This is a genomic window from Colwellia polaris, assembly GCF_002104515.1.
Taxonomy (GTDB): Bacteria; Pseudomonadota; Gammaproteobacteria; order Enterobacterales; family Alteromonadaceae; genus Cognaticolwellia; species Cognaticolwellia polaris.
In genome coordinates this window covers 222244-239621 of record NZ_NBOE01000003.1, presented here as the reverse complement: position 1 = coordinate 239621, position 17378 = coordinate 222244, and the positions used below count along the sequence as shown (strand labels likewise).

Genomic DNA, 17378 nt, shown 5'->3' with positions numbered 1-17378 from the left:
ATTATTGGTGGCTGTAATGCCTTTTGGTAATATAGATTTGTAATGTAGGATTGTAATGCAAATGTAACCAATGTATAAATGTTATCTTGATTGAGAATTTGTCTATTTTGAGTAATACCGCTTTATCAACTAATTGTGATAGTACTTACAGAGTTAATTTGGAATTAACCTAATTTAATTCTCGTAAATAAAGAATCAAATCTACAATAGTTATACAATAGAAGCGCTAAAATACATACAATGGATATAAAGCATAATGTCAACTAACGGAGTTAATAACATGACATCAATAAAAAACAATATTGCCCCAGGTGTAATTACCGGCGATGAAGTTCAGCAGCTTTTAGCTTATGCAAAAACTAATGCTTTTGCTTTACCAGCAGTAAATGTAACTGGCAGTAATACGATTAATGCTGTGTTAGAAACCGCTAGCGAAATTAACTCTCCAGCTATTATTCAATTTTCCGGTAGTGGTGCGGCTTTTTATGCTGGTAAAGGCTTAAACAACGATAACTTACGTGCTTCTATTGCTGGTGCGGTTGCGGGTGCTAAGCATGTACATGATTTAGCTCCTGTTTATGGTGCTCGAGTAATGACCCACACCGATCACGCGGCAAGAAAGTGGCTACCTTGGATAGATGGTTTGCTTGATGCCGGCGAAGCTTATTTTAAACAGCACGGTAAACCCCTGTTTTCATCGCACATGATTGATTTATCTGAAGAGCCGCTCGAAGAAAATATAGAAACTTGTAAACGTTATCTTGAGCGCATGAACCGTATGGGCATGACTTTAGAAATTGAACTCGGTATCACTGGTGGTGAAGAAGACGGTGTAGATCATTCTGATGTAGATAGTTCACGTTTATATACCCAACCTGAAGAAGTCGCTTACGCTTACCAAGAGCTTGGACAGGTAAGTAATCGCTTTACTGTAGCGGCAGCTTTTGGCAACGTTCATGGTGTTTATAGCCCAGGAAACGTTGAATTACGTCCAACAATTTTAAAAGATTCACAACAGTATATTCAGCAAAAGTTTGCCACAGCAGAGCAACCGGTAGATTTTGTTTTTCATGGCGGCTCAGGCTCGAGTGCTGAAGATATTAAAGAAGCGATAGGTTACGGAGTAATAAAAATGAATGTCGACACTGATTTACAGTGGGCGTTCTGGAATGGCGTAAGAGAATACTCAGTGCAAAAACACGCTTTTTTACAAAGCCAAATTGGTAACCCTGATGGCGAACATAAGCCTAATAAAGGCAATTATGACCCAAGAGTTTGGCTCAGACATGCCGAACAATCTTTTAAAGAACGATTAACGTTGATCTGTAAAGACTTAAATAATATCAATTCATTAGGTTAAGTTAGTATCAGTTTTAGCAAGTTTTAATCCGTACATTAAGTTATAGAAAGCAAATTAAGTTGGTATTTTAAAGTGAATAAAGAAATAGAGCTGGAATTACTCGCTGAAGAATATCCTTCAATTACTGCTGTCAGTAATGCGATTAAAGCACTTGAAAACGAACTGGAATTACCCAAAGGCACAGAACATTTTGTTTCTGATTTACACGGTGAATTTGAATCATTTTGTCATGTTATTAAAAATGGCTCTGGTTCAATCGCCGAGGTAATTAAGCAATTATTCAGCAAGCAATTAACTGCACTTGAACAACACCAGCTAACGGCATTGATATGTTACCCAGAGCAAGTGCTTTCGTTTAAAGACGACGCTATAAACCAAGAGGCACTTTGCTCAGCTCAGTCACTTTTGAACTTGGTTAGTATTTGTCGCAGCTATAGCCAAGGTTATACTCGCGCCAAAGTTCAATCATTAATATCAAGTGCTTTTAAAGCAGAAATTGAAACGTTATTATTTCATACTCAAGCTGATTCTGCTCCAGCTGATTCTACTATAGAAAGCCCTACTAAGGCGTTGAACCCGCTTAACCCACATATCATCGATAGTGTGATAGCTTCAGGCCAAACTAAAACTTTTATTGTTGCTCTTGCTGAATTAATTCAGCAATTGGCGATTTCAAAACTTCATGTTATTGGTGATATTTACGACCGCGGACCCGGCGCTCATCATATTATGGATTTGCTCATGCAATACCATAGTGTTGATGTACAGTGGGGTAACCATGACATACTATGGATGGGGGCAGCGGCAGGTAGTGAAGCCTGTATGGCCACCGCAATTCGTATTGCATTGCGCTATACCGACCTTGAAACCATTCAAAGTGGTTATGGCATTAATTTGCTGCCGCTTGCAGCCCTTGCTGTAGAGCTTTATGGCGATGACCCTTGTGAAAGGTTTCAGCCTAAAGTGCCAGCGGATCAATCAATATCGGATCATGAGCGTCGTTTACTAGCACAAATGCAAAAAGCGATAGCAATAATTCAATTAAAACTTGAAGGGCAAATTGTTAAAAGACGGCCACAATATCAAATGCAAGATCGTTTGTTACTCGACAAAATAGATCTCCAGGCCGGAACAATAAATATCGACAATATTACTTACCCGTTAATTGAGCATCACTTTCCTACCATTTCAGCTCAAGCACCCTATAGCCTTACTGAAGCTGAGCAAAAGCTTGTTGAGCAGCTTAAAGAGCAATTTTTTCAAAGTAATAAATTACAACAGCATATACGTTTTCTTTATAGCCATGGTGCTATGTATCATGTCAGTAATAACAATCTATTATTACATGGTTGTGTCGCAATGAATGATGATGGTTCGTTTAAATCATTTAAGGTTGCAGGAGAAGAGTACGCAGGTAAAGCCTTTGTTGACAGAGTAGATACCTTGGCAAGGCAAGGCTATTTTTCACCGCCAGGTTCGGCTGAAAAATCTTACGGTGAAGATGCCATGTGGTATTTGTGGTGTGGAGAACAATCGCCATTATTTGGTAAGCAGAGAATGGCGACATTTGAGCGTTATTTTATCGCCGATAAATCGACACATTCAGAAGGGCGCAATGCCTACTATGATATGCGCAACAACCCAGCTTTAGCGGAAAAAATATTACTCGAGTTTGGTATTTCTTCAGAGAGTGGTCGACTTGTTAACGGGCATGTTCCGGTTAAGGTTAAAAAAGGCGAAAGCCCAATTAAAGCTGAAGGTAAACTACTTGTTATTGATGGCGGCTTTGCAAAAGCTTATCGTGACACAACCGGAATTTCTGGCTACACATTAATTTCTGATGCTAAAGAGCTGTCACTTGTTGCACATAAACCTTTTCTGTCAATTGATTCATATATTCAGCGTGGCCCACAGGTTGATTTTGACGTTGAATGTATTGCAACGCATCAAATTGCGTTAAAAGTGCGTGATTGTGATGAAGCTCTTTCGATTAAAAATAAAATTGCAGCATTAAAGCAATTACATAAAGCCTATCAAGATAAACAACTTAAACCACATTAGCGTTCGTACTTTATGTGTACTATAGATATTGCTGCTATTAACTTTAATAGGCTAAGCTAATACTTAACTATTCATTTAACTGGCCGTAATACTTTTGTGACAGTTTGATGACATTCTTAATAGACAAAAACCGTACACAATACTAGGCTATTATAGTTACTTTAAATATTGAGAGCTGAACATTCGTTTTATATTGCTATTTCTTTGCTTTTTTAGTCTTTGTGCTAATAGTAAACCTCTTGAATTATCTACTGTTTCCGATGAATTATTCATTAATCAACAGTTAGCTATTTTACAAGACAGTGGTGAGCGCTTGTCTTTAAAAGACGCATTAAACCAATATAAGATAGGAAACTTTACTGAAAACAGTGATGGTAAGGTTAGTTTTGGCTTTACTAACGACGTAATTTGGGCGTCGTTGTTAATTAAAAATTCGTCCATTAAAGCAATCGAAAAAATATTATATTTGGACTCTGCATGGTTAGATCACGCAGACTTTTACTTTATCCATGAAAATGAAATTATAGAAAGTGTTTTTCTTGGTGATGCGCTACCCTTTAATGCAAGAGTTAATAAAACACGCATGTTGTCTTTACAACACCGCTTTAAAACGGGCACAACTCAGGTGTTTATGCGTTTTAAATCAAGAGACCCGTTACTCATCCCCCTTTACTTATCTTCTCCAGAAAAAATACAAAGTGATTTAAACCTTTCTAGCTACTTTTATGGCTTTTTGTACGGTGCTTTTTTCATTTTACTGGTTTATAACGTTTTACTTTCTGTCAGTTTGAAAGACAGGAGTTATTTTTTCTATTCTTTATATTTATTGTCTTTTTTGAGTTTAAATGTCGCCTATACCGGCCACGGTTTCAAGTTTATATGGCCTGATAGTGTGATTTTTCAGAAGTGGGCGATGATCGTTTTTTTACATTGTTATAATCTTTTTGGGATTGCTTTTTGTTTCGAGTTTCTTAAGTTAAAGGTGTATTTACCCAAAGTAAATAAGTTGAAAAATTTAGTGTATGCAGGCTTAGCCGTTTCATCACTGTCTCTGTTTGTTAATGGTGACCCATTATTGGCGGTTAAATTTGGTGTGGCACTTACATCATTATTAATCATTATTTTTATATCTCTTGGTTTTCTAGCCTTAAAGAATGGCCATGAAATGGTTAAGTTTTTTATTCCAGCTGCATTCATGGGCGTTGGAGGGGCGGCTATTTCTGCGGCAATAACACAGGGAAACTTACCTTATAACACCTTGCTGTTTCATAGTATTGAGATAGGTATGCTTATTGAGATGTATATTTTAGCATTAGCTTTAGCCTTCAATTTAAAAAGAATGGATAAAGCTCGGATTATTGCCGAAGTTAATGCTCAAGTGGACTACTTAACACAATTATATAATCGCCGTGCATTTACTAACATAGCTTCGTCACAATGGCATTTAGGCATTAGACAAAAGAAAATATCTGCTTTGATCTTGTTAGATATCGATTGGTTTAAAAAAGTAAATGATGACCATGGGCATGCGGCCGGCGATGCTGTACTTAAGGCGATTGCACAGACGTTAAAAAATAAAATTAGAAAAAGTGATGTTCTAGCCCGCTGGGGAGGCGAAGAGTTTATTATCTATTTACCTAATACTAGCAAGTATGAAGCCATGCTTCTTGCAGAAGTTATTCGTAAAAAAATAGAAAAAATGATCATTATTATTGAAACTAAACCTTTAACTGTTTCAGCAAGTTTTGGTGTAGCTGAATCCAGTATTGAAACTCATAAATTTGAAGATTTAATAAAGCTTGCCGATATTGCCTTGTATAAGGCAAAAAATAGTGGTCGAAACAAGGTTTGTGAAATACAAGAAAAAAGCGACTCGAATGCAAAGCAAGATAAAAGTAACGTTCATTCTTTACGTTAAAGCCATTCTTAATCGAAGAATGTAAATAGTAAATTAGTAAGCGTCAGTGCAGTATAAATAAGTATTATTGGCTGAAACGCTTTCAAACTTTATTTATTAGATTGTTCCATTTGCTTTTCGGCGAATGCTTGCGTTTCACTCAAGGCTTCTATCAAGTTTTTTTCATTTGACAGTACCTTACTTATTTTCTTGCCTAGAAAATTACCTATTGCTGGAAACTCTGCAATACCAACATACTGTATATCTTGATAAGGGCTGTTTTTTAACGTTGCAGCTTGAGCGGTTGCGGTCATTATTTCATTAAATACAAAGTCACTAAACGGGGCTTTATCATGGTAGTGTTTATTATTATAGGTTGAATGTCTTGTTCCTGGTGGAATGGAGATCAAGTCATTATTTAAGGCGATTTCTGTTATGTAATTTTTTGAAGATGCCCACATAATAAAGTCTAAAGCTTCTTTATAGGAGTTTGACGAAATGGGAATTGCTAAAGACCAAATCCATAGCCAACTCGAGTCTTTATCAGTAATCTGCTTCGGCGCTTTAGCATATCCTACTTTATCAGATACAGTTGACAATTTAGGATTAAATAAAGTGCCGGCTGCTACCGTGGCATCAACCCAAATTGCACATTTTCCTTGAGAAAATAAGTCAAGAATTTCTTTATATCCTAAAGTGTCTGCATTAGGAGGGCCATATTTCTGCATAAGCTCTAAGTAGAATGAAACAGCCGAGTACCACTCTTTCGAGGTTAATTGGGGTTGCCAATCATGGTTAAACCATTGGCCACCAAAGCTGTTAACTATGGATGTGATTAATGCAACATTCTCGCCCCAAGCTGGCTTTCCACGTAAGCATATACTGTATACATTGTTATTTTTTTGCTTTAATCGCTTGGCTAAGGTAAAAATTTCTGACCACGTGGGTTGACTAGGCATACTTATTTTTGCACTTTTAAATAAGTCTTTTCGATAGTATGTCATCGAGCTTTCAGCATAAAATGGTAGAGCATAAAGGCTATCTTTATATGTCAAACTCGTTTGTATTGGGGGAATTATATCCGCTAGGTCATACTCTAATGGTAGATTTTTTATAGGTTGCAACCAGCCTTTTTTTGCCCAAAGCTTAGTTTCGTATGCGCCTATGGTCATAACATCAAATTGTCCAGCAGTACCGGTTAAGTCACTCATTAAACGCAAGCGTAAAACCGATTCATCTAATACTCGCCACTCTAATTTAATGTTAGGATGTTGTTCTTCGTATAGTTGAGATAACTCTTTTAATAGCAGGAGTTCTTTATTGTTAACGGTTGCTATTCTTAATGTTTTTTTATCTTGTTTATCAGGAAACTCTAGTAAACCATGCTTGTATAAAATGTTATCTACTTCCCCGGATTCTCTAATTTTCTTTAAACCTTGATTAAATGCTGTTAATACTTTTTCTATATCGGGTCGATTATTATAAAAAGCTAAATGAAAGCTTAAATAGTCACTATTTTCAGAGATAAAATCCAATTCACCAATTAAGTATGGCAGCTTATTTACCATTAAGTCAGAAGCGGTATATTTATCTATAAAAACATAATCCAGCCGGCCAATTTCTAACATTTTTAATAGTTGCTCATGACTATTTGCTTCTATAAATATGGCATTTTTAAACTTAGGTTTGGCCACTTTTATAAAGGTACCTCGTAGCACGCCAATCTTTTTTGAGTCGAAAGACTGAGTAAAATCCGTACTTTTTTTCTTCAACAACTTCAATTGAATACCCGGTAATGGATCTGAAAGCTTAAAATAATTGGAAGATACCGTGTTATTTAAAACAGGAAAAACACCCAGATAGTTTCCTTTTTGTCTGGCTGATTTAGCTCTTGCCGCAGGAAAATATGATATGTTTATTGTTATATTTGACTCAGCAAAAGCTGAAGAGATGATTTCGGCTATTGCACCTTCTTGCTCTAAATAAGAGCCAACATAAGGCTCCATCTCAAAACTAGCGAGGTTTATTTCTTTACTTTGTAAAGTAAAAGCACAGATAGCAACGAGTAAACTAAGGTGCTTAATAATGAGAAATCTCAGGTTTCTGCTCATATATTTTCCCTAAGTTATTCGTTGATTAATCAAAGTTTTACTAGGGTAGGCTGCTATTTTGCTAGATATGACTTTGAGTGAGCATATATCCATTAGGTTACAGCCTAGTGAATGCATTAAACACTTTTGAAGAGGAAAGTGGCAATAGTTCCATTGAGCAGAGCAAAAAAATTGGCTAGATTGAAATGTAGCGTTAATTGTTATTAAGCTAAGCTGCAAAACTATTTTGCTCTGCCTGAGGGGGAGAATTCTAGTAACTTCCATGTTTACCTCTGTTTAGATTAGACTTTTTACCAAAGTGTATTTCACTGGGGAATAAAGTTGATAATACTGAAAACAAAAAATGGTCTATCTTTTAAACGCCAATTACTTTCAATGTATGTTTTAGTGACAAAACTGTAATTACGCTTCCTTGTTACTGAGTATAGTTATGTATTGACAACAAGCAAAAATAATTTATGTTTTTTAACAGTAAGTTATGAAACCACTTTATGTTAGTGGTTAACAGTAATAGCCCTGCGAATTTGCTATATACAGCCAATGTAAAAAGACTTTTAAGGTAAATGAGATTGCAGAAAAAGTAACTTATAAAATGGAATAAGTACCATTAAAGAAAAGGAACAAAGCAACACTAGGTTTTGTCCAGCAAGTAGCACCGAGGTTGTTATGTGTAAATGAAACAGGCTTGTTATTGCATTCACTAACAAGGCGAACCTTATAAGAAGTTTTGTGTAAGCCCCTTAATTTCTTGTAAATAAGAAACTATAGGGGCTTCAATTTAAAATTTAACTGTTTAACTAATATTGCGTCTATTACGACAAATGTTAATTAAACCTTTGGTTGAGCCATCCATGTCTAAAGGCATATCAATGTTAGAAAGCTTACTGAATATTTCATTGCCAAGCGCTTTGCCGAGCTCTACACCCCATTGATCAAATGAGTTTATTTGCCAAATAACACCTTGTACAAACACTTTATGTTCATATAAGGCTATTAAACTGCCTAAAGCTTTAGGCGTTAATTGCGGCATTAAAAGTGTATTGCTTGGTTTATTGCCTTTCATGACTTTATGAGACGACAAATAACTTATTTCATCGGTACTGCACTTAGCTTTAGTCATGGCAGCGATTACTTGCTCTTCTGTTTGTCCTTCCATTAATGCTTGGCTTTGCCCTAAACAGTTAGCAATTAACATATCATGATGATTCGAAATATCAGCATGTGGATTAAGCGGTAAAATAAAGTCGACTGGAATAGGCGTTTTACTTTGATGAATTAACTGGTGAAATGAATGTTGGCCATTAGTACCTTCACTGCCCCAAATAATTGGGCCGGTATCGTAGTTGGTTTCTTTATTATCTAAATTAACTGATTTACCATTACTTTCCATATCGAGTTGCTGAATATAAGCTGGCAAGCCACGTAAATAATGATAATAAGGTAATAACACTTGCGATTGAGCACCGTGGAAGTTTCTATACCAAATACCCAGTAATGCCATAATTACCGGCATATTTTCTTCAAATGGCGCTTGTCTAAAGTGTTCATCCATTTCAAATGCGCCATTTAAAAACGCTAAGTAATTATCATAGCCAATACCAATAGCAAGCGGTAAGCCAATGGCTGACCAAATAGAATAACGACCGCCAACCCAATCCCACATAGGAAAGATATTTTTCTCATTAATACCAAAGCTTTTCGCCGCTTCAATATTACTAGAGACACAAGCAAAGTTATGTTCAATGTCAGTCACTTTGGCTTGTTTTAAAAACCATTCTTTTGCTGACTCAGTATTTCTAAGGGTTTCTTGCGTGGTTAGCGTTTTTGAAGAGGTGATCACTAAAGTCGTTTCAGGATCTAAATCAGATAACACATCATGAATATGACAACCATCAACATTGGCTACGTAGTGCACGTTCAAATGCTTTTGACGATAAGGCTTTAATGCCTCTGACATAATTTTAGGCCCTAAAAATGAGCCACCAATACCAATGGCAACAATATCGGTAAACGCTTTGCCGCTATAACCTTTCGTAGTGCCAGATGACACATCATTAACAAAGGTTTTAATTTTTTCTAAAGTGTTTTTGACCAATGGCATGATATTCTCGCCATCAACATAAACCGGTTCATCAGAAAAGTTACGTAATGCTGTGTGTAAAACAGGGCGGTTTTCAGTGGTGTTAATCGGCGCACCTGAAAACATTTTTTCTATTTTCTCTTTCACGCCACATTGCTCGGCCAAATCGACAAGTAATTTTTTTGTTTCAGGTACTAAATGATTTTTTGAGTAATCTAGCGTAAGCCCAGATGCTGAAATGGTGAACTTGTCAAACCTTTCAGGGTCAATTCGAAATAAGGACTTTAAGTGAATCGTTTTACTATCTAAGTAGTGAATTTGTAAGTTTTGCCACGCTAGAGTATTAGTCAACATGTGTATTAAGCCTTATAAAATTTATGTTTGTTTCAAACTGCGACATTAATTGCCTAAGCATAGTCGACTTATTGTTATTGCGAATGTAGTTGCGCTTTTGATTTATTGAATTTAATCTATGCCTAGTAGGCGTTCAGCGGTATATTCATTGGTAATTAAACCATTGATTAGTTTAGATCTTAGGGCACCTAATATCGCAAAAACTTTTTCTTCACCGGCAGCTATAGCGTAAACCGCTTTGTCAGAGTTTGCTTTTAATGGTGAACTGGCAACACGCTTATTCACTGCGCAGTCAATCAGGTTGCCGTTAACATCTAAAACCCAACTAATTAATTCTCCTACAGCGCCTTTAGTTTGTAACTCTTTTAGCTCTTTTGGGGTAACAAAACCGTCGATGTGCAGCGGAGAGTTAATTGCTAAATTACCGACACCAATAAAGGTTACATCTGCTTGTGCTGCTAAGGCTAAATTATTGGCAATATAACGCTGTGCATGTAACTGGTCTTTTTCTTCCTTACTATTTGGAAGCACAGGTAGTGGCATAGGGTAATGCTTAGCGTTAATGTGTTCAGCCATGCGCATTACAACATCGTATGAAGAGGCCGAACCATCGGAAGCCATATTGCCTAATAGTGCGACAATTTGATGTTGTTCACAGTTCAGTAAAGACAGTTCTTCAACGCAAGCACGAAGAACTCGTCCAGTGCCCATTGCTATTATTTTTGGCTCTGTTGCTTTTAGATGTAACTCTATTTCTTTTGCGCCGGCTTGGGCAAGACCTAATGTAGAGGTAGGATCACTAGTATCGCTTGGAACAACAATACAAGACTGTAATCCAAAGCGTGTTTTTATCTTTAATTGTAAATCCATACATTTAGCGATTGGATGCTCAAGGCGCACTTTAATTAGGCCCTCGCTAACGGATAGTGCCACCATGCGTTGCGCTGATTGGCGAGAAACATTAAGCTTTTTGGCTATTTCTTCTTGAGTATTGCCGGCAACATAATATAGCCAACCTGCTTTAGCGGCATCGTCTAACTTTCTTATTTCGGAATTCGAACGCTTTAACACACTTTACCTCTCGGTTTTTGTAGATGAACTAAGCGAAGGTATCTGCTCAAATAGCTCAGTCCAATGATCTATAGTGGTAACATCATCAGACATTGTAGTCTTTAAACCTGATAGGTGGCTAGCACCTGTATATCTTATTACCTGCATGTTCGCCGCTAAACCAGCTCGAACGCCGGCGTTTGAGTCTTCTATTACTAAACAGTTTTGTGGTGCTACCGCCATTTTATTTGCAGCATGTAAAAATAAATCTGGCGCAGGTTTACCGTTTTTAACTTCTGAAGAGGTAAATACTCGGTTTCCAAAATATTGCTCTAGCTTGGTGTAATGCAGCGAGTTTCTTACTTTATCAGGACTGCCGCTAGTGGCAACGCAACTTTTAACATTAATTTGAGATAGCATCCACGCTAAATCTTGAGTTTGCTGAAGCTCGACAGCAAATACCTTGATTAATTTATCACGATAGTTTTCTCGAAATTCAGCGGTTAATTTAACCGAAAAGTCTGAGAATACTTTAGCGGTAACATGCTCAAAATTATATCCTAAGAAGTGAGTAAGAAAATATTCTTCTGATACAGCCACACCAATCTCTGCTAGCATTTCAATAAGCACGCGTTGGCTTAGTACTTCACTATCAACCAGCACACCATCGCAATCGAAGATAATTAAATCTATGGCGCTATTAATCGCTAAATCGTTGGCTTTCATTAATTTTTATTTATCCTCATTACTTGTATGCTAGTTATTTAACTAGAATACAAGTTTTTGTAATCTATTGGAATTGTATAAATCATATTGGATTCATAAACTGTTCAATTGCATTTATGGGTAACTCTGGAGTTGCACCGTGGTTTTGTGCCACCATAGCGCCAACAGCACAAGCAAAATTAACCGCATATTGTGCATTGGTTGTGTTACAAAGCTGGTAAATTAACGACCCTAAAAATGAATCACCAGCGCCTACAGTATCAACGACTTTTATCAGGTAGCCAGAATTATAATAATTTTGATCATTAATTTTTAATAAAGCACCATGGGAACCTTTAGTTACACACATATAAGGCGTATTTGTTTTATCAGCGATAAATTCAAGGTTTTGCTCTAACGAATTGAATTTAGAGCCCATAGCGTGTGCTATTTCGTATAACTCATCGTCGTTGAGTTTGATAAAGTCAGCACTTTGCATAAGTTGGATTAACGTTTCAAGATCATAGTGCGGCTTACGTAAGTTGACATCAAAAACTTTAAATTGTGCGACTTCAATCAGCTGTTTTAACGTATTCAATGATACTTTTTCACGCCCGACCAAGCTGCCAAAAACAAAAATATCTGAAGACTTAACTTGCTCAATAAGGGCGGGAGTTAACGCTATGTTATCCCACGCGGTATCAGCAACAATTTCGTATGTTGCACTGCCATTGCTATCTAAAGTAACTTCTACGGTACTGGTTTTTTTATGGCAATTAACGGTAATAAAGTCAGTATCTATATTGCGCGTTTTAATATCATCTAATAATTCCTCTCCTAAAGCATCATTGCCAACAGCACTCAGCATTTTAGCTTGAATGCCGAGAGAATTTAAACGTAAACAAACATTTAAAGGTGCACCGCCTAAACGTTTTTCGTTAGCAAAACAATCCCATAAAACTTCACCAAAACAGTTGATTGTTATTTCGCTAGGGCTTTTATGATTGATGAATAAGCTGTTCATTATTTTGTCTCCAGAGCAACTTTATTTAATTTTTGTTCAAGGGTGGTTTTCATTATATTTTTAATATTACTTGTAGGTACATAAAGTAAATTAATAGCGTTAATGTAAAGTTGACTGAAATCTGGCTGATCAATTAAGTCAGTAAACAAGCTGCTTAATTTTAAAAACGCGAGTTTATCTGAGCCAGTTTGTTGAGCGTATTCGTGCAGTTGTTCCTGCATGGCATCTTGAATATCTAAAGCTTGCTGCTGTTGGTTTACCTGTTTGTCGCTGTACAAACACCACGTTGCAATAACTAAAGCCGCTAATGAACAGTCACGCTTTACCGCTAAGTTTTCAGTTATAGTGGCAATTAAAAATTTTGGTAGTTTAGCTGAACTTTCGCTACAAATTCTAGCCAAGCTATCTTTAATATTTGGGTTAGAAAAACGCTCAATTAAGGTCTCTTTGTATGCGACTAAATCAATTCCGTCTAATTCATCTAACAAAGGTGTTACTTCTAAGTCCATAAAAGCGCTTAGATAATTTGCAAAGTCTTGATCAGACACGGTTTCATCTATGGTTGAATAACCGTGAATCGACCCTAATAAACCTAATACTGAATGCCCAGCATTTAATAATCGAATTTTCATTTTTTCAAAGGGTGTTACATCTTGAACAAATTGTGCGCCGGCTAAATCCCAGTTTGGGCGACCGTTACTGAAGTTATCTTCAATTACCCATTGCGAAAACGACTCACAAGTTATTGGCCACTCATCAATTAAACCAAATGTTTCACTAACATAATCAGTATCAACTTTTGTCGTAACAGGTGTTATGCGATCAACCATAGCATTTGGAAAAGCTACATTTTTTTCTATCCATTGACTTAAGGCAGGATCTTGCTTTTCAGTCAGAGTGAGTAACATTCTACGTGTTACTGCTCCGTTATGTTGGATATTGTCACAAGATTGCACGGTAAAAGCAGGTGAGTTGTTTGCTTGACGAACTTTTAATGCCGCCGCAATATAACCCAAGGCTGTTTTTGGATCATTAGGGCTTGCAATGTCATGCATTATATCGGGGTTTGTTAAGTCGAGATCACCCGTAATCGGATGTAAATTATACCCACCTTCTGTAATGGTTAACGAAACAATTTTAGTGTCGTTATGGGCTAATTTATCGATAGCGGTTTGTTTATTTTCAGGGGCAAAGATAAAATCGATCATTGAGCCGATAACTTTATTATCGATTTGTCCATTAGGGTGGCGAACGACAAGTGAATATAAATAGTCTTGCTTAACTAGAGTATCTCGCAGGCCACGGTTATTTTCTAATAAGCCAATACCACAAATAGCCCATTGTTCTGACCCCGGAGTTTTTAATAGCTCGTTTATATACATGGCTTGATGCGCACGATGAAAGCCACCAACGCCAATATGCACAATACCGGCTTTGAGGTTTTTTCGGTCATAATTCGGAATATCAATATGTTCAGGTAACTCAGCTAATGTTAACTGGCTTAAATGCTGAGTTAATGGCTGATTTTGGCTGTTATTTTTTGAAATATCATTCATGTTTTTGGCCTTGCTAAATAGGTTTGAACCTAAAATATAATTAGATGAACTCTGCTGCTATTCACCTATTTTTTCTGTTGTTTCGGCCCGTTACATTGTTAGTATATTAACAATGTAACGGTGCATTTTTTTACATTAGCGAGTAAATTAATTGCATAAACGCAAAGTAAAATGAGCTAGCTATTAAGGGCTTTTTGACGTTTGAGCGACATATAAGCACTGGCAAAGTAAGTAATGGTGAAAATAAAACAATAAAACTCAAACTGTGCTTTATTCGTCTCATAAACCGCCATCGTTTCACTAAAAAACATTACCTGACATGCAAAAACACTAATCACTAATAGTGAAATTGTTGACACTGCATTTAATATCTTGCTGATAGTGCTTGTATCTTCAATGAAGGGATTATCTGTAAGCGCTTGCTGAGTTTGATACAAAACAATTTCTTTTTGCTCAAGTGCTTCAGCTGCTACTTCATTAGTGTAATCTTTATCTGCGCCGTATTTTTTTGCTAATACCGTATAAATAACAATGCTGAATATCCATGTAGGAATAAATAAGTAATAAAACGACATAACATCTAGCGCGTTCAAGCCAAAACCAAAAACTAAAGCTAATGCCCAAGTGGCGATAGCTGGAATGCTGCGAGATATATTTTGGTATTTTGCCCAATAACGAGTTAAGCCTAATTTTGGAAATAGCATGTGCTCTGCAAACACAATGCCACCAACAGGCACGACTAATAAGCCAGCATAAGTAAGTAGCGGTAACATTTGTGAAAATACAAAAGGGAAGCAAGCAATTATTACGGTAACAACGCCAACTATTGCAGTGGTTTTTTCACGTGAATGATTTACAAAAATTGATTGAGCAGCTAAACCTGCACGATAAAGGTTTGCGTTGGCCGTAGTCCAACCGGCAATAATAATAATAACAAAACCGGTTAAACCTAAAGCATGGTAAGCAACATCGCCTGGATCTAATGAGGTAATGGTAGTTTTAAGTAATACTGCAGCACCTGCACCCATAATACCGGCTGAAATCCATGCTATGTAATGACCGAAGAACATGCCAACGCCTGACAATAAACCGTATCTTTTGCGTTTGGCAAATCGAAATATTGCCATATCAATAAGGCCAAAATGGGTAATTGAGTTTGCAGCCCAAGCAAAACCGATAACTTCTAACAACCCTATGCCACTTTCACCATCAGGGGTAAAGCCGGTCCAAATGGAACTGTCACCAATAGTGATAAAGTCACCCCAACCAGTCAGCGTTGTAGACCCTAATACATGGTTCGATAATGCTGGAAATAAGGTGAATGAACCGGCAATAAATATAACAAACAACCAAGGGGCACATATTTTAGAGAAGTCAGCTACGGTGGAAAACCCATACATAGCAACAAACACCACTATTGAACCAACGGCAAGTACAATGGCAACAAACCAAAAGCTGCTGGGGTACCAATTGAGTTGTGCTGGAATATCAAACAAGAACCTAACTGCGGTGGATGACACGGTGATCATGGCGGCTGATATCACTGAAAATATCACAACGTTCGCCCAGTTATAAAGTTTTGTCATTGAATTACCGGCAATCTTATTAAGGTAATTATATAAACTTAAACGAGTCTCAACAGCTATTGGTGCGGTTAGTAACCACCAAGAGCACATTGCTAATAAATTACCTATTAACAAACCTAATAAAATATCGGTAGTTGCAGCACCTAATGCGACAAAGGTCGCCCCGATAACAAACTCTGTTGCGGCAACATGCTCTCCTGCATACAAACCAGCAAAGTGCTTCCAGCCATGTAGTTTATTTTTTGCTACCGGCATTTGTTCTTCATTTATTTCACTAAATGTATTTTCTCTTTGAATATTAGCCATTTTCAATTCCTATTTATCACTGAACATTTATATTTAGCCAGCTTAGTGATAAGTTTTTAGACTAAAATTATTAATTTTTGATGTTTAAGTATTAATAATTCTATCGTTTTATTTCAGTTTACCCAAATCAATATAGCGGATTAGATATTTAAGCTAACCATCTGTTTTATAACAGTTGATTATCTTTTTTTAATACTTCTATTAGAATAACTCTACGGCAACTTGCAGCGCACCATGGTTAAGTGCCGGGTTCCACATAGCGGTTGCTGAAACAGGGAACGAAGTATTTAAAAGGTTAATTTTTTTTGAGAAAGTAAAGCCGACATTATTGATATTGGCATTATCAGAGTAGAAATTTCGCTTATGAACCGGAGAGAATGCACCACCGACAAAAGCATTAACCGTTTCGCCATTTTTGCCGTGCCAAACGGGGGCTGAAACCTCAATATAATTAGTGTAGGAGCGCTCTAGCTCGCCAGAACTATCATCAATATGCTTATCAACACCTTGTATTATAATGGCATAGTATAATGAAACTGGTGTGTCACCAGCAAAAGTGTAGCCCATACCAATATCGGTAAAGTTACCTGTTTTAGAGTCATCAGAAGAGTAGTTAAATATATCAACCTCGTCATCAGCAATGCCAGAATGATTACCATGGTTGACTATTTCAACGAAAAAATTGTCTGAAAATTTATGCGAGGCATAGTAAGTAAATTCTTTGTACTCCCCGTTAAATGAACCACCAGCCCAAAGTCCGAATGTGGTGTTTTTATCTGCAGTTTTATACTCTAATGCACCGGCAGTCATCACACCGTCGGTCACGATAAAACCATGCCACAAATGATTGGTTTTTATGCCAAAACTTAAATCAAACTCACCACCAGCCTCTGCCATTACTTGTGCACTCAAGCAGCAAGATAGCAAGGCTGTTGTCATCCCCAATGTTTTTATACTTTTTTTCATAGTTAACCCTTTCTATTTTATGTTTATCAGTAACCCTACAATTGAATTACATTTATATTTATCGCTAGCATAATGTGCAGTTCGGGCAATTGCTCAGTAGGTAGGCATAATCCCATTAAGTTTTTGTGTCGTCAACCAGTTTGTTCGAAAAATGTGCTGAATTTTTTCGATAAATATTTTTTATATTAAATTTCAGTAGTTTATTAAATGGGATAAATGTGGCGCTAATGTCAGAATGGGTCGCTCTAGTTAAGATGATTTTAGTTTTACTGCAAAATAAGTCGGTAGATAAAATAATGCCGCTTAGTAGAAGTCAGGTTGA

The 17378-nt window shown here is 36.8% G+C and carries 11 protein-coding genes; 3 read left to right on the top strand and 8 right to left on the bottom strand.

All coding sequences use genetic code 11. The features are described from left to right. Positions 1 to 280 precede the first annotated feature (280 nt). The 3 genes from fbaA to B6A32_RS08090 all read left to right on the top strand — a co-directional run bounded on the left by fbaA (position 281) and on the right by B6A32_RS08090 (position 5339). Positions 281 to 1360, top strand: a complete 1080-nt coding sequence (fbaA, locus tag B6A32_RS08100) for a class II fructose-bisphosphate aldolase (protein ID WP_198946883.1) — start codon at positions 281 to 283, stop codon at positions 1358 to 1360. A gap of 72 nt (positions 1361 to 1432) precedes the next feature. Beyond that, positions 1433 to 3421 carry a fructose-1,6-bisphosphatase gene (locus tag B6A32_RS08095; RefSeq protein ID WP_085302789.1) on the top strand — a complete coding sequence of 663 codons (1989 nt, stop codon included), beginning with the start codon at positions 1433 to 1435 and terminating at the stop codon, positions 3419 to 3421. A gap of 193 nt (positions 3422 to 3614) precedes the next feature. Further along, complete coding sequence (locus B6A32_RS08090; RefSeq protein ID WP_085302787.1) at positions 3615 to 5339, top strand: diguanylate cyclase; 1725 nt, start codon at positions 3615 to 3617, stop codon at positions 5337 to 5339. 89 nt (positions 5340 to 5428) lie between these two features. Here the strand turns inward: B6A32_RS08090 and B6A32_RS08085 are convergent, their stop codons facing one another. From B6A32_RS08085 to B6A32_RS08050, 8 genes are all read right to left on the bottom strand, one after another. Then, the gene (locus tag B6A32_RS08085) at positions 5429 to 7429 is read right to left on the bottom strand and encodes an extracellular solute-binding protein (RefSeq protein WP_085302786.1); all 2001 of its coding nucleotides are present in this window, start codon (positions 7427 to 7429) and stop codon (positions 5429 to 5431) included. A gap of 793 nt (positions 7430 to 8222) precedes the next feature. Beyond that, positions 8223 to 9869, bottom strand: a complete 1647-nt coding sequence (gene pgi, locus B6A32_RS08080) for a glucose-6-phosphate isomerase (RefSeq protein ID WP_408607665.1) — start codon at positions 9867 to 9869, stop codon at positions 8223 to 8225. Between the two features lie 105 nt (positions 9870 to 9974). Then, a complete protein-coding gene (locus B6A32_RS08075) occupies positions 9975 to 10934 on the bottom strand; it encodes a sugar-binding transcriptional regulator (RefSeq protein ID WP_085302782.1) in 960 nt (319 codons plus the stop codon). Positions 10935 to 10937: 3 nt separating this feature from the next. Next, positions 10938 to 11639, bottom strand: coding sequence for an HAD family hydrolase (locus tag B6A32_RS08070; protein WP_085302781.1), 702 nt, complete (start codon positions 11637 to 11639; stop codon positions 10938 to 10940). A gap of 82 nt (positions 11640 to 11721) precedes the next feature. Beyond that, positions 11722 to 12642 carry a carbohydrate kinase family protein gene (locus B6A32_RS08065; RefSeq protein WP_085302779.1) on the bottom strand — a complete coding sequence of 307 codons (921 nt, stop codon included), beginning with the start codon at positions 12640 to 12642 and terminating at the stop codon, positions 11722 to 11724. Then, positions 12642 to 14198, bottom strand: coding sequence for a mannitol dehydrogenase family protein (locus B6A32_RS08060; RefSeq protein WP_085302778.1), 1557 nt, complete (start codon positions 14196 to 14198; stop codon positions 12642 to 12644). The genes B6A32_RS08065 and B6A32_RS08060 overlap by 1 nt, the downstream gene beginning before the upstream one ends. Before the next feature lie 176 nt (positions 14199 to 14374). Continuing rightward, positions 14375 to 16090 carry a purine-cytosine permease family protein gene (locus B6A32_RS08055; protein ID WP_085302777.1) on the bottom strand — a complete coding sequence of 572 codons (1716 nt, stop codon included), beginning with the start codon at positions 16088 to 16090 and terminating at the stop codon, positions 14375 to 14377. A 201-nt stretch (positions 16091 to 16291) separates the two neighbouring features. Further along, positions 16292 to 17056 carry a hypothetical protein gene (locus tag B6A32_RS08050; RefSeq protein ID WP_085302775.1) on the bottom strand — a complete coding sequence of 255 codons (765 nt, stop codon included), beginning with the start codon at positions 17054 to 17056 and terminating at the stop codon, positions 16292 to 16294. Positions 17057 to 17378: the final 322 nt, after the last annotated feature.

Coding starts and splice junctions, on each gene's coding strand:
- B6A32_RS08070 (WP_085302781.1), bottom strand. CDS start 11,639: ATGAAAGCCAACGATTTAGCGATTAATAGCGCCATAGATTTAATTATC.
- fbaA (WP_198946883.1), top strand. CDS start 281: ATGACATCAATAAAAAACAATATTGCCCCAGGTGTAATTACCGGCGAT.
- B6A32_RS08050 (WP_085302775.1), bottom strand. CDS start 17,056: ATGAAAAAAAGTATAAAAACATTGGGGATGACAACAGCCTTGCTATCT.
- B6A32_RS08085 (WP_085302786.1), bottom strand. CDS start 7,429: ATGAGCAGAAACCTGAGATTTCTCATTATTAAGCACCTTAGTTTACTC.
- B6A32_RS08055 (WP_085302777.1), bottom strand. CDS start 16,090: ATGGCTAATATTCAAAGAGAAAATACATTTAGTGAAATAAATGAAGAA.
- B6A32_RS08065 (WP_085302779.1), bottom strand. CDS start 12,642: ATGAACAGCTTATTCATCAATCATAAAAGCCCTAGCGAAATAACAATC.
- B6A32_RS08060 (WP_085302778.1), bottom strand. CDS start 14,198: ATGAATGATATTTCAAAAAATAACAGCCAAAATCAGCCATTAACTCAG.